24 protein-coding genes are annotated in these 22840 nt (G+C 65.5%); 6 read left to right on the plus strand and 18 right to left on the minus strand.

Going from position 1 to position 22840, the window contains the following annotated elements; all coding sequences use genetic code 11:
• The gene (locus AC6H42_RS25695) at positions 1-1950 is read left to right on the plus strand and encodes a putative bifunctional diguanylate cyclase/phosphodiesterase (RefSeq protein WP_057156544.1); all 1950 of its coding nucleotides are present in this window, start codon (positions 1-3) and stop codon (positions 1948-1950) included.
• Here AC6H42_RS25695 and fusA read toward each other — a convergent pair.
• The gene (gene fusA / locus AC6H42_RS25700; RefSeq protein ID WP_057156543.1) at positions 1947-4061 is read right to left on the minus strand and encodes an elongation factor G; all 2115 of its coding nucleotides are present in this window, start codon (positions 4059-4061) and stop codon (positions 1947-1949) included. The two genes, AC6H42_RS25695 and fusA, sit on opposite strands and share 4 nt — an antisense overlap.
• Before the next feature lie 207 nt (positions 4062-4268).
• Here fusA and AC6H42_RS25705 point away from each other — a divergent pair, with 207 nt between their 5' ends.
• Positions 4269-5411 (plus strand): phospholipase A, encoded by a 1143-nt coding sequence (locus tag AC6H42_RS25705; protein WP_497549266.1) that lies wholly within the window; start codon positions 4269-4271, stop codon positions 5409-5411.
• Here AC6H42_RS25705 and AC6H42_RS25710 read toward each other — a convergent pair.
• The 7 genes from AC6H42_RS25710 to AC6H42_RS25740 form a co-directional block, all read right to left on the minus strand.
• Positions 5408-5608, minus strand: a complete 201-nt coding sequence (locus AC6H42_RS25710) for a hypothetical protein (RefSeq protein ID WP_057156542.1) — start codon at positions 5606-5608, stop codon at positions 5408-5410. The two genes, AC6H42_RS25705 and AC6H42_RS25710, sit on opposite strands and share 4 nt — an antisense overlap.
• Before the next feature lie 155 nt (positions 5609-5763).
• Entirely contained in the window at positions 5764-6684 is a 921-nt protein-coding gene (locus AC6H42_RS25715; protein ID WP_229418255.1) for an STM4011 family radical SAM protein, read from the minus strand.
• Positions 6678-8057 carry an STM4012 family radical SAM protein gene (locus AC6H42_RS25720; protein ID WP_057156540.1) on the minus strand — a complete coding sequence of 460 codons (1380 nt, stop codon included), beginning with the start codon at positions 8055-8057 and terminating at the stop codon, positions 6678-6680. Before AC6H42_RS25720 ends, AC6H42_RS25715 begins: the two co-directional genes overlap by 7 nt.
• Positions 8054-8899, minus strand: a complete 846-nt coding sequence (locus tag AC6H42_RS25725) for an STM4013/SEN3800 family hydrolase (RefSeq protein WP_057156539.1) — start codon at positions 8897-8899, stop codon at positions 8054-8056. Before AC6H42_RS25725 ends, AC6H42_RS25720 begins: the two co-directional genes overlap by 4 nt.
• On the minus strand, positions 8889-9995 hold the full coding sequence (locus AC6H42_RS25730; protein WP_497549267.1) for an STM4014 family protein: 1107 nt from the start codon (positions 9993-9995) through the stop codon (positions 8889-8891). Before AC6H42_RS25730 ends, AC6H42_RS25725 begins: the two co-directional genes overlap by 11 nt.
• A gap of 25 nt (positions 9996-10020) precedes the next feature.
• Positions 10021-10932 carry an STM4015 family protein gene (locus AC6H42_RS25735; RefSeq protein WP_497549268.1) on the minus strand — a complete coding sequence of 304 codons (912 nt, stop codon included), beginning with the start codon at positions 10930-10932 and terminating at the stop codon, positions 10021-10023.
• 99 nt (positions 10933-11031) lie between these two features.
• The gene (locus AC6H42_RS25740) at positions 11032-11667 is read right to left on the minus strand and encodes a TetR/AcrR family transcriptional regulator (RefSeq protein WP_057156536.1); all 636 of its coding nucleotides are present in this window, start codon (positions 11665-11667) and stop codon (positions 11032-11034) included.
• A gap of 82 nt (positions 11668-11749) precedes the next feature.
• Here AC6H42_RS25740 and AC6H42_RS25745 point away from each other — a divergent pair, with 82 nt between their 5' ends.
• The gene (locus AC6H42_RS25745; RefSeq protein WP_497549269.1) at positions 11750-12733 is read left to right on the plus strand and encodes an NAD(P)H-dependent flavin oxidoreductase; all 984 of its coding nucleotides are present in this window, start codon (positions 11750-11752) and stop codon (positions 12731-12733) included.
• Between the two features lie 144 nt (positions 12734-12877).
• On the opposite strand, the gene AC6H42_RS25750 is transcribed toward AC6H42_RS25745, so the two are convergent.
• From AC6H42_RS25750 to mltG, 10 genes are all read right to left on the minus strand, one after another.
• The gene (locus AC6H42_RS25750) at positions 12878-13123 is read right to left on the minus strand and encodes a hypothetical protein (protein ID WP_057156534.1); all 246 of its coding nucleotides are present in this window, start codon (positions 13121-13123) and stop codon (positions 12878-12880) included.
• A 47-nt stretch (positions 13124-13170) separates the two neighbouring features.
• Complete coding sequence (locus AC6H42_RS25755) at positions 13171-14094, minus strand: class I SAM-dependent methyltransferase (protein ID WP_057156533.1); 924 nt, start codon at positions 14092-14094, stop codon at positions 13171-13173.
• Positions 14095-14176: 82 nt separating this feature from the next.
• Complete coding sequence (locus tag AC6H42_RS25760; protein WP_497549270.1) at positions 14177-14848, minus strand: ankyrin repeat domain-containing protein; 672 nt, start codon at positions 14846-14848, stop codon at positions 14177-14179.
• 16 nt (positions 14849-14864) lie between these two features.
• Positions 14865-15644: a TatD family hydrolase gene (locus AC6H42_RS25765; RefSeq protein ID WP_497549271.1), complete on the minus strand. Its 780-nt coding sequence runs from the start codon at positions 15642-15644 to the stop codon at positions 14865-14867.
• A gap of 83 nt (positions 15645-15727) precedes the next feature.
• A complete protein-coding gene (locus AC6H42_RS25770; protein ID WP_497549272.1) occupies positions 15728-16921 on the minus strand; it encodes a tetratricopeptide repeat protein in 1194 nt (397 codons plus the stop codon).
• 13 nt (positions 16922-16934) lie between these two features.
• Complete coding sequence (locus tag AC6H42_RS25775; protein WP_497549273.1) at positions 16935-17450, minus strand: GNAT family N-acetyltransferase; 516 nt, start codon at positions 17448-17450, stop codon at positions 16935-16937.
• Positions 17451-17468: 18 nt separating this feature from the next.
• Positions 17469-17846 (minus strand): PilZ domain-containing protein, encoded by a 378-nt coding sequence (locus tag AC6H42_RS25780; protein WP_057156528.1) that lies wholly within the window; start codon positions 17844-17846, stop codon positions 17469-17471.
• An 11-nt stretch (positions 17847-17857) separates the two neighbouring features.
• Entirely contained in the window at positions 17858-18883 is a 1026-nt protein-coding gene (locus AC6H42_RS25785) for a DNA polymerase III subunit delta' (protein ID WP_057156527.1), read from the minus strand.
• The gene (gene tmk / locus AC6H42_RS25790; RefSeq protein ID WP_057156526.1) at positions 18880-19500 is read right to left on the minus strand and encodes a dTMP kinase; all 621 of its coding nucleotides are present in this window, start codon (positions 19498-19500) and stop codon (positions 18880-18882) included. The genes AC6H42_RS25785 and tmk overlap by 4 nt, the downstream gene beginning before the upstream one ends.
• A gap of 15 nt (positions 19501-19515) precedes the next feature.
• Positions 19516-20502, minus strand: a complete 987-nt coding sequence (mltG, locus tag AC6H42_RS25795) for an endolytic transglycosylase MltG (protein WP_200953997.1) — start codon at positions 20500-20502, stop codon at positions 19516-19518.
• A gap of 142 nt (positions 20503-20644) precedes the next feature.
• On the opposite strand from mltG, the gene ygfZ reads away from it, so the two are divergent.
• Genes ygfZ through AC6H42_RS25810 form a run of 3 tightly spaced genes read left to right on the plus strand, consistent with a single transcriptional unit; the run spans position 20645 to position 22717 of the window.
• Positions 20645-21661, plus strand: coding sequence for a CAF17-like 4Fe-4S cluster assembly/insertion protein YgfZ (gene ygfZ / locus AC6H42_RS25800; protein WP_497549274.1), 1017 nt, complete (start codon positions 20645-20647; stop codon positions 21659-21661).
• Position 21662: 1 nt separating this feature from the next.
• Positions 21663-21953, plus strand: coding sequence for a DUF4936 family protein (locus tag AC6H42_RS25805; RefSeq protein ID WP_057156524.1), 291 nt, complete (start codon positions 21663-21665; stop codon positions 21951-21953).
• Positions 21944-22717: an NRDE family protein gene (locus tag AC6H42_RS25810; protein WP_057156523.1), complete on the plus strand. Its 774-nt coding sequence runs from the start codon at positions 21944-21946 to the stop codon at positions 22715-22717. Before AC6H42_RS25805 ends, AC6H42_RS25810 begins: the two co-directional genes overlap by 10 nt.
• Positions 22718-22840 lie beyond the last annotated feature (123 nt).

Here is a 22840-nt window from a genome sequence, read left to right on the forward strand (position 1 = left end):
ATGGATCTCACGGCACCACAGGACGACGCCACCCGGCTGGCCGCCTACATCAGGCGCGACGCGCTGGCCGATCCCTGCGCCCAGCAGGCGGCGCTGGCGGCGCTCGAGCGGCTGCGGCTGACGCAGGCCGAGCTGCAGGAAAAGCTGGTGCGCCACGACAGCTTCTATGTGCTGCTGTCGCGCCTGACCCCGGTGGTGTCGCGCGCGCGCTCGCTGGAAAGCCTGTGCCTCGGGGCCTGCCGCATCATCGCCGCACAACCCGGCATCCAGATCGTCGACGTCAGCTATTGCGACGAAACCACCGGCAAGCTGCGCCTGCTGACCTCCGTGGAGCGCGACGGCGCCGAACGGGAATGGCACAGCGGCGAGGCCACGGACGCCGCCGACTGGTTTACGCCCGAACTGGCGCTCGAGGCGCTGGAAGCGGGCGAAATGCGTTTCTCCAACCAGCTCACCCCCGGCTGCCAGCGGCGCTGCATCGCCTCCTGCATGGCTATCCCGCTGTTCGCCAACAACCGGCGCTGGGGCGTGCTGTCGCTGTATTCGCTGCACAGCGACCTGTTCGACGCCTTCTACCTGGAGCGCGCCGGCGAGATCGGCTCCGAACTGAGCTTCGGCCTGGAACGCCTGGTCAACGCGCAGGAGCTGTACCGGCTGGCGCGCACCAATCCCCTGACCGGCCTGCCCAGCCGTACCCACTTCGAAGAACAGGTCGCCGTGCTGGCCGCCGCCGAGCAGCGCGGCACCGTGCTGCTGATTAACATCAACCGCTTTGACGAAATCAGTTCGGCCTACGGCAACAGCGCCGCCATCGGCCTGATGCGCGCCATCGCGCAGCGCCTGAACATGGAAGTGGCGCCGCGCATGCTGCTGTCGCACATCGGCATCGGGCGCTTTGCGCTGTTCTATCCTGCGGACGAGGCGGGCACGCCTTCGGCCTTCGTGCGCGACACCATCGTGCCGCTGCTGCAGGGCTCCTATCACGTGGACGAGCACCGCATCTGGTGCACCATCAATGCCGGCGCGGCGGCGCTGCCCGAGGACGGCACCTCGGCCGACGCGCTGCTGGTGAAAGCCTGGGATGCGCTGGCCGGCGCGCGCCTCAAGGAAGAACGCTTCGGCTATTACGACCGGCACGCCGACCAGGCCCTGGCCCGTGAGCTGAGCCTGGAGTCCGAACTGCGCGACGCCATCGTGCGGCGCGAGTTCGTCAACTACTACCAGCCCAAGATCGACATGAAGACCGGCAGGCTGTCCGGCGCGGAGGCGCTGATACGCTGGAACCATCCCACGCGCGGCATTGTGGCGCCGGCCGAATTCGTGCCGGTGCTGGAGCGCAGCGGACTGGTGATCGCGGCCGGACGGCAAGTGATGGAACAGGCCATGGCCGATTGGCGCGCGTGGTACGACGCCGGCCTGAAGCCGCCGCAGATCGCCGTCAACGTGGCGCCGGCGCAGTTCCGCTGCGATACGCTGATCGGCGATATCGAACGGGTGCTGCAGACCGCCGGCGCCGAGCTGCAGCCGCTGTCGATAGAAATCACCGAGAGCAGCCTGGTGGCCGACCATGCGCGGGTGGTGGACATCCTGACCCGCATCCGCAGCCACGGCGTGCCGATCGCCATCGACGATTTCGGCACCGGCTACTCGTCGCTGGCCTACCTGGTGACGCTGCCGGTGGACGTGCTCAAGGTAGACCGCTCGTTCGTGATGAAGATGGCGCACGACGCAGGCTATATGGGCCTGGTCAGCACCATCGTGTCGCTGGCGCACAACCTGGACTTGAAGGTGGTGGCCGAGGGGATAGAAACCGAGGAAGAAGCCAAGCTGCTGCGGCTGCTGCGCTGCGAGCAGGGACAGGGCTATCTGTATAGCAAACCTGTCCCCGCCGCGGACTTCGCCGCCATGCTGTGCCGCCCGGAAGGCGGCGGGTTGCGCGCTGCCGGTTAGTGCCCCCGGCCCTTCGACGACACCGCAATCTGGTCGAGGATGTGCTTCGGCACCTCGGCATAATGCTTGAACTCCATGGTGTAGGTCGCCCTGCCCTGCGTCAGCGAACGCAAGGTAGTGGAGTAGCCGAACATCTCGGCCAGCGGCACCAGCGCGCGGATGATCTTGCCGCCGCCGCCCGGGATCTCGTCCATGCCCTGCACCATGCCGCGCCGCGCCGTCAGGTCGCCCATGGCGTTGCCCATGAACTCTTCCGGCGTCTCCACCTCCACGTGCATCATCGGCTCCAGCAGCACCGGCGAAGCGCGCCGCATGCCCTCCTTGAAGGCCATCGAGCCGGCCATGCGGAATGCGTTCTCGTTCGAGTCCACGTCGTGGTAGGAGCCGAAAGTGAGCGTCACTTTCACGTCCACCACCGGATAGCCCGCCAGCACGCCGGTCTGCAAGGTCTCCTGGATGCCCTTGTCCACCGCCGGGATGAATTCGCGCGGTATCACACCGCCCTTGATGGCGTCGACGAACTCATAGCCCTTGCCCGGCGCTGCCGGCTCCACCGTCAGCACCGCGTGGCCATATTGGCCGCGCCCGCCGGACTGTTTGACGAACTTGCCTTCCACGTCGCTGGCGGTCTTGGTGATGGTTTCGCGGTACGCCACCTGCGGCTTGCCCACGGTCGCCTCCACGCCGAACTCGCGCCGCATGCGGTCCACCAGGATCTCCAGGTGCAGCTCGCCCATGCCGGACATGATGGTCTGGCCCGATTCCTGGTCTGTGTGCACCTTGAACGACGGGTCTTCCTGCGCCAGGCGGTTCAAGGCGATGCCCATCTTTTCCTGGTCGGCCTTGGTCTTCGGTTCCACCGCCTGCGAAATCACGGGCTCGGGGAAAATCATCTTCTCCAGCACGATCACGTGGTCCGGATTGCTCAGCGTATCGCCGGTGGTGACGGCCTTCAGGCCCACCGCCGCCGCGATGTCGCCGGCGTAGACCTCCTTGATCTCCTTGCGCTCGTTGGCGTGCATCTGCAGGATGCGGCCCAGGCGCTCCCTCTGGCTCTTGGTAGGGTTGTACACCGTGTCGCCCGAATTGACCACGCCGGAATAGACGCGGAAGAAGGTCAGCTGGCCCACAAAGGGGTCGGTCATGATCTTGAAGGCGAGCGCCGAGAACGGCTCGTCGTCCGTCGGATGGCGCTCGATCGGGTTGTCCTGCTCGTCGTGGCCGTTGATGGCGGGCACGTCGACCGGCGAAGGCAGGTACTCGATCACAGCGTCCAGCATGGCTTGCACGCCCCGGTTCTTGAACGCGCTGCCGGCCAGCATGGGCACGATCTCGTTGCGGATGGTGCGCGCGCGCAGGCCCTGCTTGATCTCGGCCTCGCTCAAGGCTTCGCCATTCAGGTATTTGTCCAGCAGTTCGGGCGAACCCTCGGCGGCCGCTTCCACCATGTGGTCGTGCCACTTCTGCGCCAGCTCTTTCAAGTCGGCGGGGATTTCCTCATAGGTGAATTTCACGCCCAGGCTGGCGTCGTCCCAGTTAATGGCGCGCATTTTCACCAGGTCCACCACGCCGTGGAAATTGTCCTCGGCGCCCAGCGGAATCTGGATCGGCACGGCGGTGCCTTTCAGCCGGTCCTTGATCTGCTGCTGCACGCGGAAGAAGTCCGCGCCCACGCGGTCCATCTTGTTGATGAAAGCGATGCGCGGCACCTTGTACTTGTTGGCCTGGCGCCAGACGGTCTCGGACTGCGGCTGCACCCCGCCCACCGAGTCGTACACCATGACTGCCCCGTCCAGCACGCGCATGGAGCGCTCCACCTCGATGGTGAAGTCGACGTGGCCGGGCGTGTCGATGATGTTGATGCGGTGCTCGGGGAAGTTGCCGGCCATGCCTTTCCAGAAGGCCGTGGTGGCGGCCGACGTGATGGTAATGCCGCGCTCTTGCTCCTGCTCCATCCAGTCCATGGTGGCCGCGCCGTTGTGCACCTCGCCGATCTTGTGATTGACGCCGGTGTAAAACAGGATGCGCTCGGTGGTGGTGGTTTTTCCGGCATCGATGTGAGCGCTGATGCCGATATTGCGGTAACGCTCGATAGGTGTCTTGCGGGTCATCACAATCTCCTTGGAACGAGGGCCCGGCAGTGGGTCGTCGTTGATTCTAACAGTAATGGCAACTCAGGATCACTGAAGTATGGCGTGCTTGACAGAATTCAAGCCCACCCAAAAGAGGGGTATGCACCGGCGATATTCGCCTGTAGTGCGCCGCATTTGCCAATAATCAATATAGACTGCCTGCCAACGCATACTTTTCGTCATCCCATGAAGACCAACCAGACCCGATCGCAGCACACCATCCAGTCCCTGATCGCCACTGCGGCGCTAAGCGCCATCGCGCCGCTACCCGCCTGCGCCCAGGACGCTGCCGAAGTCGAAGTCCTGCTGCAGCGCTGTTCCACGCTGGGCGACCCGAGCGCCCGCCTGGCCTGCTACGACGCGCTGGCCAAAAAAGGGCCGCTGGCTTCGACGCCGGCGCCCGCCGGCGCCGCCCCGGGCACCCACGCGGCGCCAGCCACGGAAACGGCTGCCGTGATCGCCCCGGCGGTGGCGGCTGCCAAGGCCGAAGCCGCGCCCACCGCCATGGATGCGGTGAACGGCGCCGAGCCGGAACGGGAACTGTCGCGCATGGTGCAGCGCTGGGAGCTGGATAAGCCGTCCAAGCGCGGCGTGTTCTCGTTCAGCCCGCACCGCGATACCTACCTGCTGCTGGCCAACTACAGCAATGGCACCAATGACGGCCCGTTCAAGGATTTCACGCCGGCCGGACTGAAAAGCCAGCACGTGGAGCTGAGCTACCAGCTCAGTTTCAAGATGAAGATGATGGAAGGCATCGCCAACAGCCCATTCGACCTGTGGTTCGCCTACACCCAGCAGAGCTTTTGGCAGGCCTACAACCGTTCCGCCTCCAGCCCGTTCCGCGAAACCAACTACCAGCCCGAGCTGATGGCGGTGGCGCCGCTGACCGCCGGCATCGGCGAGGCGCGGTTACGCTATGTGAATTTCGGCCTGGTGCACCAGTCCAACGGCCAGACTTCCACGCTGTCGCGCAGCTGGAACCGGCTCTATGCCGAGGTGGGCGGCGAATGGGGCAAGCACTTCAGCGGCTCGCTGCGCTACTGGCGCAGGCTGGACAACGCCAAATCGGACAACGACAACATCGACATCAGCGACTACATGGGCCGGGGCGACTTGCGCCTGGCCTACCGCAACGCCGGCCACGAGTACTCACTGCTGGCGCGCCGCAACCTGAGCACCAAGCACGGCTTCCTGCAGCTGGGCTGGAATTTCCCGCTGCGGGACAATCTGAAGGGTTATCTGCAAGGCAGCACCGGCTACGGCCAGAGCCTGATCGACTACAACTACGCCCAGATGTCGGTGGGCGCAGGCGTGCTGGTGGAGTTTTAACGGCCGGGCGAACCGCGCAGCACGCGGGCCGGCAGCATGACGATGGCGCGCAGCAGCTCGAACACGGCTTCCGCGCCGACGCCGATCAGCCGGAACGGCAGCAGCACCAGCCACACCAGCGGGTAGAGCAGCAAAGCCAGCAGGGCCAGCGGCCAGCACAAGAACAGCAGAACCAGCCACAACATAAAACTCAGCATGATGCGCTCCAGGACGGTACGTTACGGACAACGTTAATGTAACCGAAGCGGCGGCCCTGCCAGCCGCGATGCGACCGGCTGCACGCTGGACCGACAAAAGGCAGAAAAGCGGGGCCGAACGGCGCGCCGCCCCGTGCGCCTGCGCTTCTGGCCCCTCAGCCGGCGCCGCCCGGCCGCACGGGGATGCGCGCCAGCACGCCGCTGCCGAAGTCCGAATAGAACGGCAAGTCCTCGCGGTGCGCATAGCCGATGTAGCAGTCGCACTTGTGGCGCGGGCAGGAGCGCTGCTGCAGCAGCTGTTCCAGCGGGTCCGTATAGAGGTTTCCCAGCCGCTCAGGCAGGAAGTGGCAGCGCCGCAACTCCCCATCCCCATCCACCGACAGCACGTCGGCGCCCGCCCGGCATGGCTTGCCGCGCGACGGCGCCGGCCTGCGGCTGTAGGCAAACCACGGATCCAGCGCGTCGAGCCACGCCAGGTCTTCCTCGCGGTAGTAGCCCGGGCCGCGCCGGTCGTAGGCGTTGAGCCAGATGTAGTGCCGGGCCGGCAGCGCCGCGCGCAGCGCGCGGATGGCGCCGAAATGCTCGCGCATGGCCACCACGCCGACCGAAAAGCGCGCACCCAGCCGCTCCAGGCGGCCGCAGCGCTCCAGGAAGCGTTCCAGGCTGGTCTGGTCCGGATGGTAGGTGCACCACAGGCCGATCTTGTTGCGGTCCGCATCCTGCAGCCAGGCGAGCGGACCCGACAGATTGGTCTGCAGCGCCACCTGGCCGACGTGCGGCATGAGCGACAGCGCCTGGATTGCGGTCCGGTAATGGCGCCGCACCAGCGCTTCGCCCCAGGGGGTAAACAGCACGTTGAGCGGGTCCTGCCGCTGCGCCGCCCAGGCGGTGAAGCGGGCCACCTCGGCCGCGTCGCGCGCCAGCCTGGCCCGGCTGTCGACGCGCTTGGCGAACGGACAGTAGCCGCAGGTGTAGTTGCAGCTTTCCAACGTGCCCCGGTACAGCAGGGTCAGCCCCTGCCCTGCCGCCAGCGCGGCGGCCGGCGCCATCGCCAGCGCCTGCGGCCCGGCTAGCATGCAGGTCCGCCCTCGGCCATCAGCGCGCGCACAGCGTCCGAGGCCAGCCACGGCCCTATCGTATCGGCGTAGGCATAGCCGCGCTGGTTCAGGCGCATCAGGTCCGATTCGCCCTCAAGCAGGCCCAGCTGGTCGAGCTCCAGCAGCTGGGGCAGGTCCCGCAGGCAGTCGCTGCCGAAGCGCGCGCGGTAGGCGGCCCGGTCGAGCCCGGGCTCCGTCAGCAGCGACTGGATCACGTAGCGCCTGCGCTGCTCCTCCGGCCCCAGCGCAAAGCCGTGATGCGCCTGGGCGAAGCCGTCCTCGCCGAGCGCCAGGTAGGCTTCGATGATATCGGCGGTGCCGCTGCGGCCCACCGCGTAGTCCGTTGAATAGTGCAGCCGCTGCGTATAGGCGCGTGCCCCCGCCCCCATGCCAACCATGCCGTCGTTCTGGCAGCAGTAGGACGGGCCGTCCTGCGCGGGCGCATGGGGAGCGCGGAACATGCGCATCGACACCTGCTGGTAGCCGTGCGCCAGCAAATGGTCGCGCGCCGCCTGGTACAGGTCGAGGCGGCTGTCGCCGGCTTGCGCCAGCATCACCGGGTCGAACGAGGTGACGCCTTTGCGGCTGGCCAGCTTGCCCAGGCCGGTATGCGGCCGCACGTACAGCGGATACAAGTACAGCTCTTCCGGCGCGAATGCCAACGCGCTGTCGATCGAGGCCAGCAGGCTGGCGACGCTCTGTCCTGCGATGCCGTAGATCAGGTCCAGGTTCAGGGTGGGGAAACCGGCAGCGCGGATGCGCGCGATGGCCTGCTGCACCACACTGTTCTGTTGCGGACGGGCCAGCGCGCGCATTTCTCCGGCGGCGAAACTCTGGATGCCCAGGCTTACCCGGTCCACCCCCATGCTGCGGCACACGGCCAGCCGCGCCGGCGTGACGGTTTCCGGCGACGCTTCAATACCGGCCGGCGTGGCGTGCAGGTCGATGCCGAGGATGTCGCGCGCGCCGTCCAGCAGCGTTTGCAGCTGCGCCGCGCTCAGGTAGGTCGGGGTGCCGCCGCCAATGGCGAAACGGGCGAAGCGGCGCTCGCCCAGCACGCGGTCCAGCACCCGCATCTGCCGCAGCACCTGGGCCACATAGCGGTCCACCATCTCGGGCTGCGGACGCGCCATGGCGAACAGGTTGCAGAAGCCGCAGCGCATTTCGCAGAACGGCACGTGGATATAGGCGAACAGGGCCGAGCGGTCCTGCTCGGCCCACAGCCGCTCCAGCGATTCCGGCTGCGGCAAGGCGCGGTAAGCCGCCTTGTGCGGGTAGGAATAGGAATACGCCTGGTAAGGGGTCAGGCGCAGGCGCTGTGCCAGTGTGCCCGGGGCATCGGATTGGTTCACGGTGGGCTCGCTCCTTGTTGTTCGATGAAGAAATGCGCGTAGGGGACGGTCCAGACCGTTTCATGCGCCACGCGGTGGCCCTGGTAGCCATCCTCGCCATAGGCGCTGCCGTGGTCGGAACACAGGATGACAAAGGCCGGCCCGGGCGCCGCGCAGCCGGCCAGCAGCGGCGCCAGCGCGGCGTCCACATGGCGCAGCGCGGCCGCGTGGCTTTCAACAGTATCGGCGGCGCTGCCGGGCAGGTGCACCCGGTTGGGCGCATGGATCGCCGCCACGTTAATGAACAGAAAGACGCGCTGGCCGCCGGCCCGGCGGATTTCCTGCAGCCGCTGCAGCGCCAGGGCCACCTGGCGTTCGGCCGAGCGCCGCTGGCCGACACCCATCGCGGGCGACCAGTGGCTCTCGTCGAACATGGCCGGCAATACCCGCCCCAACGCCGTGAGCTTGTTGAAAAAACCCACGCCGCCTACGCAAATGGTGCGATAGCCGCGCGCGGACAGCCCGGCGACGATGCTCTCCTCCTGGAACACGCAGGTGTGCGCCGACGTGGTCTCGCTGCCGCGAAAGGCGGTGGCGAACAGGCGCGCGTGGCGGCCCGGCGCGGCCGGCGTCGGCAGGAAGCCGGCAAAGAAAGCATGGTGCGCGGCGTAGGTGAAACTGGCCGGGCTGTGGCGCCGCTCCCAACCGCCGGGCGGAAGGTGCGGCCCCAGCACCGGCAGCTCGCCGTCCAGGAACAGCTGCTGCGCCACGTCGTAGCGCAAGGTGTCGAGGGTGATGAAGACGATGTCGTGGCTGCCCACCACCGCCCGCATGTCAGGAATCGCGTTCGGATCAGGTTTCATGGCGCGGCAATGCCTGCAGCTGCCCGGCATAGCTGTCCCAGCCCTTGTGCAGCAGTCCGGGCAGCAGGTCGCCGAAGGCGTTGGCTTCGAGCACGTGCGCGTGGCCGCGCCGCACCACGATGTCCAGCCCGATCACGTGGCTGGCCGGGAAGGCCGCCGCCGCCAGGCAGGCCGCGTGCTCCAGCACGAGCTGGTCCGGGGCGGCCAGCAAGCTGTCGGTCTGCGCGCGCTGGTTGCCCAGGTGGAGATTGGTCATCATTTGCGTCCCCATGCGCGCCACGCGGTGCGCCGGCTGGCCGGCCAGGGTCAGCATGCGCACGTCGAAGTGCCCGTTGGCGCAGCGCGGCTTGGGCAGCCAGGCTTCCGCATACGCCTGCTGGCCCGCCAGCAAGTCGACCAGCTGCACGATGTCGTCCTGCCTGTGGTAGCGGCGCAGTTGCTTCACGTTGTACAGGCGCGCACCGCCCGCGCCCGCCACCAGGTGCGCCGAACTGGTGGCCTGCTCGGCCCCTCGGCTGTTGCGGCGGTAAGCGATCACGCCGGAGGCGCTGGAACCGTAGCGCGCCTTCACAAACAGCTGGTTCAGGCAATGTTGGTCCATGATGGCCCGCAAATGGGCATAGCCGTCCAGCGGCCCAAAGAGCCGGGGTGCCGGCACCTGGTGGGCGATCAGGTGCTGCTGGCAACGCAGCTTGTCCGTCATCAGCAGCAGTTCATCGGGCGCATTCAGCACCCGCACGTGGGGCCGCCCGGCCACCAGCGCGGCGATGCGCGCCATGGCGGTGGACAGGCCGGCGTACCATATGGGCGACACGGCCAGCTCCCCGAACTCGGGCGCCGGCGGCGCGGCGCAGCCGAACGCCCGCGCGCCCTCCCGCACCAGCTGGTGGTGCAAGGCCGGATCGTCGCCGGGGGATTCGATCTTGAAAACGCAGGGCCGGGCCAGCGCCGCTTCGAGCAGCGCCGGTTGGGCCAGCCACGCGCTCCACTCGACCAGCACCGCCGGCGCCAGGCCCAGCCCGCCGCGCGCGGCCTGCATCAGCCGCACCCGCTTGCCCGAGCCAACGCCCAGCAGTACGAACGGCAGCCTATTCACCAGCGGTGCACCAGCTATCGGGCAATTACTCGCCAACGGCAACGTAGCGGTCACCGTCGTCTTCCTGCGCCGGATCGTCCAGCAGCACCTGCAGTGGCAGGGTGCCGAGCTTGGCCTGCCATGCAGCCGAAATGTAATGGTGCGACAGATTCAGGCATGTGAGCCGGGCTACCAGCTGGCTGCCGTACAAGGCCTCGGCGCCGGTATCGCCGATGGTACCCAGCGACAGGTCTAGCGTGTCGAGCTGCCCCAGCACTGGATGGGAAGCCAGCATGACGGCCAGTTCATCGGCGATTTCCGAATCGCGCAATCCCAGGTACTTCAATTCCGGCGTCAGCAGCGCGTCAAGCACGCGGCGGTACAGTGCCACGTCCCCGGAGAAGCCGTACTCCTCAGTGCCGAGCCACAGCTCGAGGTGGGCCAGCTTGGGCATGGACGACGCCGCCAGCGATTCCGCCACCCCGGCAGGCAAACCGCCGCTTTCGATGGTGAAGGAACGCAGCGCCTGATGGGTGAAGGGCGAGATCTCAAGGTCGGTGCCGCCACGGATGCGCAAGGCTTCCAGCTGCGGGAAAGCCGCCAGCAAAGGCGTGTAATCGCCCTGGATGATCCAGGAGATTTCGCACTCTTCAAACGTCATGTCGCCGATGAACAGCGCGCGCAGCTTGGGCAACTCCGGCGCCAGGACAACCAGCTTGGCCAGGATGTCCTCCACGCCGTTTTCCGCGGGCGCGCCCCAGCTGCCGATAATCAGCGCGTCGAGCTCTGCCTTGTCGGCCTGGGCCAGGAATTCGTCGATCAGGACCACCATTTCCTTCTCGTCGTCATAGTCGAGCGCCAGGCGGTAGACCGACTTCCCAGTATCGATCGCCTCGCCGGGCACGAAGGCGGCTACCGGCTTGTTGAAAAAAGTCTCTGTTTCCTGTGAAATCGTCATTGGGCCATCCCCTGGGTTAGAAAAGCAACTGGCCCACAGGATAGCAGCTTGCCCGCGTAAAAAATGCACGCTTTGTCACGTTTGCCTAAAAGTACATACTCAAGTCTCGGGGTCTTGCAGCGACAGCAGCACCGCGCGCACGGCCGACTTGAACAGCGCGTCGGGGTGTTCCTTCTTCAGGTAGAAGCCCTTCAGCTCCAGGCTGGCGATCCCGTGCAGCGCCGCCCACAGCAGGCGCGCCGCCGCCGTGGGGCTGGACTTCGGCAGCAGGCCCTGCTCCATGCAGCGCTCGAACTGCCTGATCAATGGCGTGAAGGTGCCCCAGGCGGACACGCGCGACGCCAGCGGCGGAATAAAGCCGGCGATGGCGTCGCCGAACATCACCTGGTAGTAGGCCGGGTTGCGGCGCGCGTAGTCGAGGTAGGCGCGGGCGCAGATCCAGACGCCTTGCAGCGCATCGGTCTGCGCCAGTTCCGGCTCGGCGGCGGCGAAGTCGCGCTTCAGGCGCTCGCAGCCCTCCAGGTAGAGCGCGTTGCTCAGTCCGTCCTTGCCGCCGAAGATGGAATACAGCAGCGTGGTTGAGCAATTAACCGCCTCGGCCACCTTGCGCACCGTGAGCGCGGCCGGCCCCTCCTCCACCAGCAAACGGCTGGCGGCGTCCAGCATGCCCTGGCGCAGCGCGCCCCGCAAATCTTCCTGTTCCTGGCGGAAATCGACCACTTTGGCTTTATTCATGAAGCTGCACTCTAAATTTCAATGGAAAAAACAGCGTTTTTTCTGATAACATCGTATCAGACCTAACCCGACGGAGCATATCATGACATCGAACCACATCCCCGAGGTATTGCGCAACCTGGCCCTGCCTGTGATCGGCTCGCCGCTGTTCATCGCCAGCGGCCCGAAACTGGTGGCGGCGCAGTGCAAGGCCGGCATAGTCGGCTCCTTCCCGGCGCTGAACGCGCGGCCGGCCGAGCTGCTGGACACCTGGCTGACCGAGCTGAAAGCCGAGCTGGCCGCCTACAAGGCAGCCAATCCGGACGCCATTATCGGGCCCATCGCCGTCAACCAGATCGTGCACCAGTCCAACACCCGCCTCGCGCACGACGTGGAAATGTGCGTCAAGCATCAAGTGCCCATCATCATCTCCTCGCTGCGCGCGCCGCCGAAAGAGATGCTCGACGCCATCCATAGCTACGGCGGCATTGTGCTGCATGACGTGATTTCGATCCGCCACGCACAGAAAGCGCTGGAAGCGGGCGTGGACGGCCTGATCCTGGTGGCCAGCGGCGCCGGCGGCCATGCCGGCACCTTGTCGCCGTTCGCGCTGGTGGGAGAAGTGCGGAAATTCTTCAAGGGACCGATCGCCCTGTCCGGTTCGATTGCCACCGGCGACGCCATCCTGGCCGCGCAGGCCATGGGCGCCGACTTCGCCTACATTGGCTCGCGCTGGCTGGCCACGCAGGAATCGAACGTGGACGACAGCTACCGCCAGGCCATTATCGAATCGACGGCGGCGGACATCGTCTACACCAACCTGTTCACCGGCGTGCACGGCAACTACCTGAAGAAATCCATCGTGGCAGCCGGCCTGGACCCGGACGCGCTGCCGGAAGCCGACAAATCGGCCATGAACTTCGGCTCGGGCAGCTCGAGCGAAGCCAAGGCCTGGCGCGACATCTGGGGCGCAGGCCAAGGCGTGGGCCTGATGGAAGACGCGCCGACGGTGGCCGAACTGGTCAGCCGCCTCACGGCCGAATACGAAAGCGCCCGCGCCCGCCTGCTGGACAAGCGCGCAGCTTAACTTTCGTCAACCGGGGCGATGGATTTTGCAGGATTTATAAACGCATAAGCAACTTCATCTCCCTTTCCAGCCGCCCCAGCGTCAGAGCTGGGAGAATTGCTGGTCCGCCTGTCACGCGGACAGGCGGCATAGGGCATGGCTGAATTACTGGCCGACGCAGATGATCTTGGTTTCGTACTCTTTTGCGTTCGGCTTTTTCTTCTGGGCCCAGGCGATGGCCTGCTCGGCCTCGGGCACGGTCAAAATCGTGGCTTTTTCCTTCGACTTGATGAAGGATACGCCCTCGAACACGCCCTCCTTGCTGCGCATTACCTTCGCGAACACGGGCGGCTTGTCGCCTTCCGAGATCTTCTTCTGTTGCACGATGTAGCGGCGGTCTTCTTGTTCCATGGCGAATACTCTTTAATCAAAACCCGGAGTATACCGCCATGGCGCCCTCAGGCGAAAGCCGGGGCGTAGTGGTGGGGCTGAAGCGCCGATTCGTACAGCACGTCCACCCGCAGCGAGGCCTGCAGCGACGGCAGCGAGCCGCCGGCGCGGTACTGGAAGCTGACCGCCAGCACGTCGCCTTCCTTGGCTTGCACCGGCTTGGCCAGCGGCAGAGTCATGTAGTGGTTCAGCCAGTCGATGGTGCTGTTGCGCTCCTGGACCACGGACAGGATGTTCTTGGTGACGAAACGCATGGCGTTCACGCAACCGCTGCGCTCGACTACGAATTTGCCTTCCCAGCCGATCAGCAGCTCGTTCGGCTGCGTGAAGTCGAGCACGCTGTACACGGCGGGCTGCGCCATCTCGACGGTGCCGGGATAGATGACCTGGGTTTCCTGGAACTGCACGATGGGCGCGAAGAAGCCTTCGAAGTCGTACTCCTGCTGCAGCGGCTGCACCGCCATGATGACCGCTTCCGGCATAAATACCGGCAACGGCCCGCCGAAGCGCTCCAGGTAGCGGCGCTTGAACGATTCGATCACTTCCACCTGCTTTTCGCGCAGCATGCCGACATGGATCATTTCGCAGATCACCACGTCCACCGGCTCGGGCGGCAGGTATTCGAACGCGTCGGCGTGGATGACTTCGACTTTTTCACCGTTCGGGTTGATGGCGAGGAATTTGCGCGCTTCCTTGACCATGTCCGGGTTGAATTCGACGCAATAGACTTTGCCGGCCTTGGCTGCGGCGAAGAAGGAGAGCACGCCGGTGCCGCCCCCGAGTTCCAGCACTTTCATGCCCGGCTTGACGGCGTAGTCGATGGCCGACTTGAAGCTGTGCATGCGGTTCTGGTCCATCAGCATGTTGTGATGGTAATGGACCGGGATGAATTGTCCCAGGTAGCAGCTCTCTATTTCACGTTCGTTCAGCATGGTTTTTCCTTGTTAGCGCAACGTAGCCATTATCTTTGCCCGCCGGGCAAAGTTAAGCGGCGAGTTGGCGCGGAAAAACCGTCTACTTTGCCGCTTTCGCGGCCAGGTGGGCCTTGATGGCCTTGGTAATCCAGGGTTTGTCGGCGCGCGCGGCGAACTCGGCGGCATCGATGCGGAAGGCGCCGTCTTTCAGCGCGGCGTCCGCGCCCTGCTCCAGCAGCAGCTTCACGGCGTCCTCCATGCCTTCGCGCGCGGCCAGCATCAGCGGCGTGAGCCCGGACGGCGAGCCGGCGTCGATGTAGGCGTGGTGTTCGAGCAGAATGTTCATGATGTCCAGGTCGCCGGCCGCCGCAGCGAAGTGCAGCGGGGTCCAGCCTTTGCGGTTGACTTGCGCGCCCTTGGCGATCATGGCCTTCACTGCACGCTTGTTGCGCTTGAAGGCCGCCATCATCAGCGCGGTGCTGCCGTTGGCGGACTGGGCTTCCAGGTCGATCTTCGGATGCTCCAGCAGGAGCTTGAAGACACGGTTGGCGTCGTGCCGCATGGCGATGATGAGCCCGGTTTCGCCGCGCTCCGGTTCGTGCAGGTTCGGGTCCAGTCCGCGCTTGAGCACGTCGCGCACCACCACCGTGTTGTCGATCTGGGCGGCGCGGAAGAACTGGACTTCGTCTTCGGTCTCGGAAAACGCCGGGGCGGCCGGCAGCAGGGCGATAGCGGTGAGCAGAGACAACAATACCCGGCGTTTTACGATCATGTTTTACCTTAAAAGATCAACGTAGCACGTTGAATAATTTGAAGAAATTGTCGCTGGTCTGCTGCGCGACCTGCTCCACCGGCACACCTTTCAGCTTGGCGATGTACTCGCCCACGTGGGCCACGAAGCCGGGTTCGTTCATCTTGCCCCGGTGCGGCATCGGCGCCAGGTAGGGCGAATCGGTTTCGATCAGCATCTGTTCCAGCGGCACTTCCATGGCCACCGCCTGCAACTCCTTGGCGCTCTTGAAGGTGACAATGCCGGAGAACGAAATGTAAAAACCCATCGCCATCGCCGCGCGCGCCACGTCCAGCGATTCGGTGAAGCAGTGCATCACGCCCGCCACGCCGCCCTTGTCGGTGCCGGCCCGCTCCTCCTGCATGATGCGGATGGTGTCTTCGCTTGCCGATCTTGTGTGGATAATCAAGGGCTTGCGGGTGATTCTTGAAGCTTTGATATGGGTGCGGAAGCGCTCACGCTGCCACTCCAGGTCGCCTTCCAGGCGGTAGTAGTCCAGCCCGGTTTCGCCGATGGCGATGATGCGCGGGTTGTCGGCCAGCCGCACCAGCTGCTCGACGCTGGGTTCCGGCGTGTCTTCGTAATCGGGATGGACGCCGACCGAGGCGTAGATGTGCGGGTACTGCTCGGCCAGCGCCAGCACTTGCGGGAAGTCCGGCAGGTCGACCGAAACGCAGAGCGCGTGCGTCACCTTGTTCTCGGCCATTTTGCCGAGAATCTCGGGCATGCGAGCAGCCAGCTCGGGGAAATTGATGTGGCAGTGGGAATCGATAAACATGACGTGATTGTACGCGAGCGAGCGGGCCCGCGCCAAACCCCGCGCAGCGGACACCGGGACCGGCGCCGGCCCCGGGGCGCCGACTAGGGCATCAGCCGGTACGCGGCAACGAAATCGCGGATGCCGTCCGGGCGCGCCTTCTTCCAGGCTTCAAGTTCCGGCCGGTAGGCTTCGCGGTACATCAGCAGCAGGATGGCCGCTTCCAGGTCGGCCGGGGACTTCAGGCCGCGCAAGGTCAGCAGCACGGGAGACGCCAGCGGCGGCGCCCCCTTCTCCTGCAGCTCGCCGGCCACCTTGAGGGCGGTGCTCCAGCCGGCCTGCTCCAGCGCAAACGGCGACAGCGTACGGCCTTCCTTGGCCGCCGACGTGAGCGCATTGGCCTGCGCCAGCGCGTACGCCAGCCAGACCGCGTAATCGCTGTTGTCCTCGACCTTGGCGCCTTTGAACTGTTCGGCCAGGCTGATGGTGGCCTTGCCGGTCTTCGGGTCCAGCGACACCGTGGCGAGGCGCACCACTTGCAGGCGCGTCAGCGGCTTGCCGTCCAGCCTGGCCACCGCCGCCAGCCGGTCCCAGCTCGGCATTTGGCTGGGTTGCGCGGCGACGGCGTGCAAGGCGGCGTGCTCCAGCCCGGCCCGGTTACCCAGGCGCGCCAGGGTATCGGCCAGGAAGCGCCAGGCTTGCGCGTTCTGCGGATCCACTTGCGTGGCCTTGTTGAACAGCATTTCGGCAGCCAGCCAGTTCTTCTCCATGAAATAGGTGTCGCCTTCCATCAGGAAGGCCGCGGAAAACGTGGGATCGGCCAGCTGCGCCTCACGGTACTTGACGCGGGCGGCCTCGTACTGGCCCTGGTGGAACAGCACTTCCCCTTCCGTGTACGCCTTGTCCGCTTCCGCGTTGGGCTTGTAGCCGGAAGTCGCCATCGGGTCCTCCAGCATGCGCAGCACTTCGGCGGCCAGCGGATCGTTGGCCGCCAGCTTCAGCGCTTCGCGCGCCAGGCCCTCGGCCTGCCGCCGCGCCTTGCCGGCGGCGTCCTCGGGCAGGCCGGGAAGCAGCATTTGCAGCAGGTAGGCCGCCGAGGACAAGGGGCTGGACGCCTCAGGCGACAGCTTGCGCGCCGCTTCGAACTTGTCCAGCGCTTCCTTGTACTTGCCGGCCGCCTGAAGGGCATGCCCTTCGGACACCAGCTTCTGGCTCTCGGCGTTGCCCAGCAGTTCGGCCCCGGCCGGCCGTGCTGCGCAAATGCCCAGGATCAGGGCGAAGGCTAGTTTACGCAGCATGGTGGCGTTCAATTCAGGCGACGCGTTTGCCGAGGATGATCAGGTCACGCTCGATGCCGTCGAGGTTGGCGACTTTGGGCAGGTTGGCCCAGGTTTCAAAGCCGAACTTGGTGAACAGGCCCAGGCTGGGCTGGTTATGGCCGAAGATAAAGCCCAGCAAAGTATGCACCTTGATGCTGGGCGCAAAGTCGATTGCTTGCTGCAAGGCGTAGCGTCCAATGCCTTTGCCGCGCGCCGCTTCGTCGATGTAGATCGACACTTCAGCCGTGCCCGAGTAGGCCGGGCGGCCATAGAAATTGGAGTATGAAATCCAGCCCAGGACGGCCGGTGAGGCCGAATCGTCGCCGGCGCGTTCGATCACCCACAGCGGGCGGCGTTCCGGCGTGTGCTCGTGAAACCAGGCCAGGCGCGACTCGACCGAGACCGGTTCGGTGTCGGCGGTGACTTCGCGGGAAGCGACGGTGCTGTTGTAGATGGCGACGATGGTGGGCAGGTCGTTGAGCGTGGCGATGCGGTGGCGGAAAGACATAGGCAAAGGCTAAGATGATTAAAGGGTATGCGTGGCGCGCGAAGAGCGCAGCGCGGCGCCGAGGATTTCCTCGATGCGGGCGCGCACGCGCTGGCCGGTTTCGTCGTCGGGGAAATGCAGGCCTATCCCTTGCGCCTTGTTGTGGGCGGCCGAAGGCGGCGTGATCCAGGCTACTTTGCCTGCGATCGGGTACTTGGTGGCGTCGTCCATCAAGGCGAGGATCAGGTAGATCTCGTCGCCTATCTTGTAGGGCTTCTGGGTCGGCACGAAGATGCCGCCGTGCTTCAGGAACGGCATGTAGGCCGCGTACAGCGCAGCCTTTTCCTTGATGGCCAGCGACAGCACGGTGGGCCGCGCTATCGGTACGGCATTCGGATCGATGGTACTGCCGGTCAATTCGGTTCCTTTCAAGCGCAGCTAGCCGTGTAGTCCAGCAGCATGTCCTCGATAAACAGCTTGGGCGACAAGGGATGGTCGGCAATTGCGCGGCGTTCGTTGACGCCCTTGATCGCCGCCATCAGCCTGGCCGTGTGCACCTTGTCGGCCAGCCCGGCCAACTCCTTGCGGTACCGAGGATAATAACGGATGTTGCCTGACAGTTTGTAGGAAAACATATCGTAAAGCCAGCGCTGCAGCCACGAAACCAGCGCGGCCAGCGGCACTTTCTGCATTTTGTCGGCCGCGCGCAGCGCCGCCTCCACGCTGGGGTGGGCCAGCATTTGCAGCAGCAAGTCCATTTCCTCGCGGCTGCCGGACTCGGACTGGGCCATGGCCGCCAGTGGTGCGCCGCCCTGCTCGCGCAGCCAGCTGTCGGCGTCGGCCACGCCTTGCGCCTTGAGCCAGGCCAGCGCTTCGTCATGCCCGGGCATCGGCAGCGCAAACTTGCGGCAGCGCGACAGGATGGTGGGCAGCAGCCGGTCCAGGCTGTTCGATGACAGCAGGAACACCGTGCCGGGCGGCGGTTCTTCCAGCGTTTTCAGCAAGGCGTTCGAGGCCGGCATGTTGAGCGCCTCGGCCGGATACAGCACCACCACGCGCAAGCCCTGGCGGTGGGTGGAAATATTCATGAAGTCCGACAGTTGCCGGATCTGCTCGATCTTGATCTCTTTCGACGGCGTCTTGCTCTTGGCCGCCTTCTTTTCCTCGCCATCCTCGCCCTCGCCGGTCACTTCGTCCTCGAAGGACTCGGGCCGCACGCGGCGGAAGTCGGGGTGGTTCTGCTGGCCGAACCAGCCGCAGGAGACGCAGGCGCCGCAGGCGTGCCCGCCGGGTCCGGCATTCTCGCACAGCAGCGACTGGGCGAAATGCTCGATAAAGTCGGCCTTGCCGGTGCCGGCCGCGCCGTGGAACAGGATGGCGTGCGGCATGCGCGCGCGCAGCGCCTTAAGCTGCGTCCAGGCCGCTTCCTGCCAGGGGTAGATGGCCGTGCTCATGCCAATGCGCCGTCCAGGATGGCCGCCAGTTCCTGCTGGATCACGGCGATGCTGCGGGTGGAGTCGATCACGCGAAAGCGCTGCGGCGCTTCGGCCGCGCGGCGCAGGTACTCGTTGCGGGTCGCATGAAAGAAGGCTTCCTTCTCGCGCTCGAACTTGTCCAGTTCGCGGGTGGAATCCAGGCGGGCGCGCGCCACTTCCAGCGGCACGTCGAACAACAAGGTCAGGTCCGGCTCCAGGTCGGCGTGCACCCAGTGCGCCAGCGTTTCCAGCTTGGCGCGGTCCAGGCCGCGTCCTGCGCCCTGGTAGGCGAAGCTGGCGTCGGTGAAGCGGTCGGTCAGCACCCAGTCACCCCGGGCCAGCGCCGGCTCGATCACTTGCGCCAGATGTTCGCGGCGGCTGGCGAACACCAGCAAGGTTTCGGTTTCCAGGTGCATTTTCTCGTGCAGGAACAACTCGCGGATCTTCTCGCCCAGCGGCGTGCCGCCCGGCTCGCGGGTGCTGACCAGCTGGATGCCGCGCGCGCGGATGTAGTCGGTCACAAAGCTGATGTGGGTCGATTTCCCGGCGCCGTCTATGCCTTCGAAACTGATGAACTTGCCGCTATATTGTTTCATGTAACTCTGAATTCTTTAACGTTGGTACTGATTCACTGCCCGGTTGTGGTCGGTCAGATTATCGGAAAACTGGCTGGTGCCGTTGCCGCGCGAAACGAAATACAGCGCCGGCGTCTTGGCGGGAGCCAGTGCCGCCGTCAGCGACTGCATGCCCGGCAAGGCAATCGGCGTCGGCGGCAGGCCGGCCCGGGTGTAGGTATTGTAAGGGGTGTCGGTCTCCAGGTCCTTTTTACGGATCTTGCCGTCATACCTGGCGCCCATGCCGTAGATCACGGTGGGGTCGGTCTGCAGCAGCATGCCGAGGCGCAGGCGGTTGACGAACACGCCGGCGATCATGCCGCGCTCGGACTTCTGCCCGGTTTCCTTTTCCACGATGGACGCCATGGTCAGCGCTTCGTAGGGGTTCTTGTAGGGCAGGTTCGGATCGCGCTTTTCCCAGGCCTCGCTCAGCTTGGCGATCAGCATGGTGTGCGCCTGGCGGAAAATGGCCAGCTCGCTCGAACCCTTGGCGAACAGATAGGTATCCGGGAAGAACAGCCCTTCGGGCGCCTTGAACTCGGGCGAGACCAGCGCCATCAGTTCCGTGTCGGACATGGCGACGGTATCGTGTTTCAAGCCTTTGTGGGTGGCCACGGCCTGGCGCATCTGGCGGAAGGTCCAGCCTTCGATGATGGTCAGTTGCTCCTGCGCGAACTCGCCGCGCACCAGCTGGTCAATCAGCCGCAGCGGCGTGGTGCCGGGCTTGAGCTCATACGCGCCAGCCTTGAGTTTGGACGACTTTTGCGTGAAACGGGCCAGCAGGTTGAACAGCAGCGGCTGGATCGGAACGCCGGCTTCGGCGATCTGCTGGCCTGCTGCGTGCGCGCCGCTGCCGGGCACGATGGTGAAATCGATCGGCGGCTCTTCCGTGATGATGGGCTGCCTGGCCCACCAGGCAAATCCCCCGCCGGCTGCGGCAGCAGCCAGGATACCCAATACTATCGTCTTTTTTATGAATGCCATCTTTGCTAGCCACTTGGCCGGCAGTCAAGGCCGGCAGTTAATGCCGAGCACGCGCTTTTTTGCGGTGTCCGGCGCGAATTCTTCTACATCACTATAATTAGGCCGTAATGATAATGCTTTAATCGTCAAATTATTGGAATTTATGAGTAACTGGAATCAACTTCTAACGCCGCAGGGCAAGCCGCTGACCCCGACCGAACTGGCCGTGGGCTTTGTTGCCGCCGTCACCGACCAGGGCCTGATCGCATTGACCGGCGAAGACTCGGCCGGTTTCCTGCACAATCAGCTCACCAACGACGTCGAACACCTGGGCCAGGACGACGTGCGCCTGGCCGGCTACTGCACCCCGAAAGGCCGGCTGCAAGCCACTTTCCTGATGTGGCGCAACGAAGAATCCATCTTCCTGCAATTGCCGCGCGAAATCCAGCCTCCGCTGCAAAAACGCCTGAGCATGTTCGTGCTGCGCGCCAAGACCAAGCTGGCCGACGCGACCGATGCACCAGGCACGCAAGTGGTGCTGGGCCTGGGCGGCGGCATGGCCGAAGCGGTGCTGCAGACCTGGTTCGAGCCGCTGCCCGAGCGTCCGTACAGCAAGACCGAGCACGCACTCGGCACGCTGCTGCGCGTGGCCGACGCCTTCGGCGCGCCGCGCTACCTGTGGCTGACCTCGGCGGACATCGCCGCCACCGTCGCACCGGTGCTGGCGGACAAGCTGAACGTGGGCGGCAACGAAGCCTGGCGCCTGGCCGAGATCCACGCCGGCGTGCCGCAGATCGGCGCCGGCACCCAGGAGCAGTTCGTGCCGCAGATGATCAATTTCGAGCTGCTGGGCGGCGTGAATTTCAAGAAGGGGTGCTATCCGGGCCAGGAAATCGTCGCGCGCAGCCAGTATCTGGGCAAGCTCAAGCGCCGCACGGCCCTGGTGCGCATTGCGGACCCGTCCGCAGCTGCGGGTGCGGAAGTGTTCGCCGAGTCCGACCCTTCCCAGCCTTGCGGCATGGTGGTCAACGCCGCGCCGAACGGCCTGGGCGGCGTGGACGCGCTGGTGGAAATGAAGCTCGATGCGCTGGAGCAGGGCCAGGTGCGCCTGGCTGCGGCGCACGGCGTGGCGCTGGAGTTCCTGCCCATGCCCTACGTGCTGGACAAGCTCGACGTCTGACATGACCGATTTGTATATTTACTACCAGGTGCGGGAAGCCGACACGGCAGCCCTGCACGGAGCGGTCACGGCCATGCAGGCCGGGCTGGCCAGCGCTTGCGGCGCCGCGCCGCAGCTGAAGCGCCGTCCGCAGGCCAGGGATGGCTTGCAGACCTGGATGGAAGTTTATCCGGCGGTGCCGGACGGGTTCGAGGCCGCGCTGTCGGCCGCCGTCCAGCAGTCGGGGCTGGCGCCGCTGACCGCCGGCCCCCGCCACACTGAAGTTTTTACGGACTTGAACTCATGTGTTTGATTGTTTTCGCGTGGCAAGTGGTGCCGGCCGTGCCGCTGATTGCCGCCGCCAACCGCGATGAGTACTACGCGCGCGAAGCGGCCCCGGCTGCACCATGGCCGGACCAGCCGCGTATTTATGCGGGCCGCGACCTGAAGGCCGGCGGCAGCTGGATGGGCATCAGCCAGGCCGGGAACGACGCCGGGGCGGACGCCGGCGCCGCGGCAGGCGGCGCTTCGCCCCGCTTTGCGGCCATCACGAACATCCGCGCGCCGCAGGAACACAAGGCCGATGCGCCCTCGCGCGGGCAGCTGGTGTCCGACTTCCTGGCCGGCAGCCTGTCGCCGGCCGAGTATATCGACCATATCCGCGAAGGCGCGCATGCCTACAACGGCTTCAACCTTGTCATTGGCGACCGCGACACCTTGATCTGGTACTCCAACAAGGGCGACGGCGACCCGCGCAACGGCCAGCCGCTGACACCCGGCATCTACGGCCTGTCCAACGCCACGCTGGACTCGCCGTGGCCGAAAGTGCTGAAGACGAAAGCCCAGTTCGCCAGCCTGCTGTGCCTCGGCGCGCCGGACGACGCCTACTTCGAAATGCTGGCCGACACCACCCGCGCCCCCGACCTGCGCCTGCCGGAAACCGGCGTGCCGATCGAGGTGGAGCGCCTGCTGTCGGCAGTGCGCATCGAGTCCCCCGGCTACGGCACCCGCAGTTCGACAGTCGTCAAGCTCTACGCGGATGCCCCCGCGGTACTGCATGAAATGCTCATACAGTAAGGCCACGGCATATTGCATGGAGGCGGCCCAAGGCGTGGACCGGCAGCCTGGAAAAGACACCCCACTCCCCGCGCGGATTCCGGACTCGACCGTCGCCATCGTCCGCGTCTGCCACACTCGCGA

This window comes from Massilia sp. NBRC 108631 (genome assembly GCF_059704565.1).

What these genes read in the sequence shown, in the direction of transcription:
- AC6H42_RS25695 (WP_057156544.1), top strand. Translation starts at nt 1, where the DNA reads ATGGATCTCACGGCACCACAGGACGACGCCACCCGGCTGGCCGCCTAC.
- fusA (WP_057156543.1), bottom strand. Translation starts at nt 4,061, where the DNA reads ATGACCCGCAAGACACCTATCGAGCGTTACCGCAATATCGGCATCAGC.
- AC6H42_RS25705 (WP_497549266.1), top strand. Translation starts at nt 4,269, where the DNA reads ATGAAGACCAACCAGACCCGATCGCAGCACACCATCCAGTCCCTGATC.
- AC6H42_RS25710 (WP_057156542.1), bottom strand. Translation starts at nt 5,608, where the DNA reads ATGCTGAGTTTTATGTTGTGGCTGGTTCTGCTGTTCTTGTGCTGGCCG.
- AC6H42_RS25715 (WP_229418255.1), bottom strand. Translation starts at nt 6,684, where the DNA reads ATGCTAGCCGGGCCGCAGGCGCTGGCGATGGCGCCGGCCGCCGCGCTG.
- AC6H42_RS25725 (WP_057156539.1), bottom strand. Translation starts at nt 8,899, where the DNA reads ATGAAACCTGATCCGAACGCGATTCCTGACATGCGGGCGGTGGTGGGC.
- AC6H42_RS25735 (WP_497549268.1), bottom strand. Translation starts at nt 10,932, where the DNA reads ATGACGATTTCACAGGAAACAGAGACTTTTTTCAACAAGCCGGTAGCC.
- AC6H42_RS25740 (WP_057156536.1), bottom strand. Translation starts at nt 11,667, where the DNA reads ATGAATAAAGCCAAAGTGGTCGATTTCCGCCAGGAACAGGAAGATTTG.
- AC6H42_RS25745 (WP_497549269.1), top strand. Translation starts at nt 11,750, where the DNA reads ATGACATCGAACCACATCCCCGAGGTATTGCGCAACCTGGCCCTGCCT.
- AC6H42_RS25750 (WP_057156534.1), bottom strand. Translation starts at nt 13,123, where the DNA reads ATGGAACAAGAAGACCGCCGCTACATCGTGCAACAGAAGAAGATCTCG.
- AC6H42_RS25755 (WP_057156533.1), bottom strand. Translation starts at nt 14,094, where the DNA reads ATGCTGAACGAACGTGAAATAGAGAGCTGCTACCTGGGACAATTCATC.
- AC6H42_RS25760 (WP_497549270.1), bottom strand. Translation starts at nt 14,848, where the DNA reads ATGATCGTAAAACGCCGGGTATTGTTGTCTCTGCTCACCGCTATCGCC.
- AC6H42_RS25765 (WP_497549271.1), bottom strand. Translation starts at nt 15,644, where the DNA reads ATGTTTATCGATTCCCACTGCCACATCAATTTCCCCGAGCTGGCTGCT.
- AC6H42_RS25770 (WP_497549272.1), bottom strand. Translation starts at nt 16,921, where the DNA reads ATGCTGCGTAAACTAGCCTTCGCCCTGATCCTGGGCATTTGCGCAGCA.
- AC6H42_RS25775 (WP_497549273.1), bottom strand. Translation starts at nt 17,450, where the DNA reads ATGTCTTTCCGCCACCGCATCGCCACGCTCAACGACCTGCCCACCATC.
- AC6H42_RS25785 (WP_057156527.1), bottom strand. Translation starts at nt 18,883, where the DNA reads ATGAGCACGGCCATCTACCCCTGGCAGGAAGCGGCCTGGACGCAGCTT.
- tmk (WP_057156526.1), bottom strand. Translation starts at nt 19,500, where the DNA reads ATGAAACAATATAGCGGCAAGTTCATCAGTTTCGAAGGCATAGACGGC.
- mltG (WP_200953997.1), bottom strand. Translation starts at nt 20,502, where the DNA reads ATGGCATTCATAAAAAAGACGATAGTATTGGGTATCCTGGCTGCTGCC.
- ygfZ (WP_497549274.1), top strand. Translation starts at nt 20,645, where the DNA reads ATGAGTAACTGGAATCAACTTCTAACGCCGCAGGGCAAGCCGCTGACC.
- AC6H42_RS25805 (WP_057156524.1), top strand. Translation starts at nt 21,663, where the DNA reads ATGACCGATTTGTATATTTACTACCAGGTGCGGGAAGCCGACACGGCA.
- AC6H42_RS25810 (WP_057156523.1), top strand. Translation starts at nt 21,944, where the DNA reads ATGTGTTTGATTGTTTTCGCGTGGCAAGTGGTGCCGGCCGTGCCGCTG.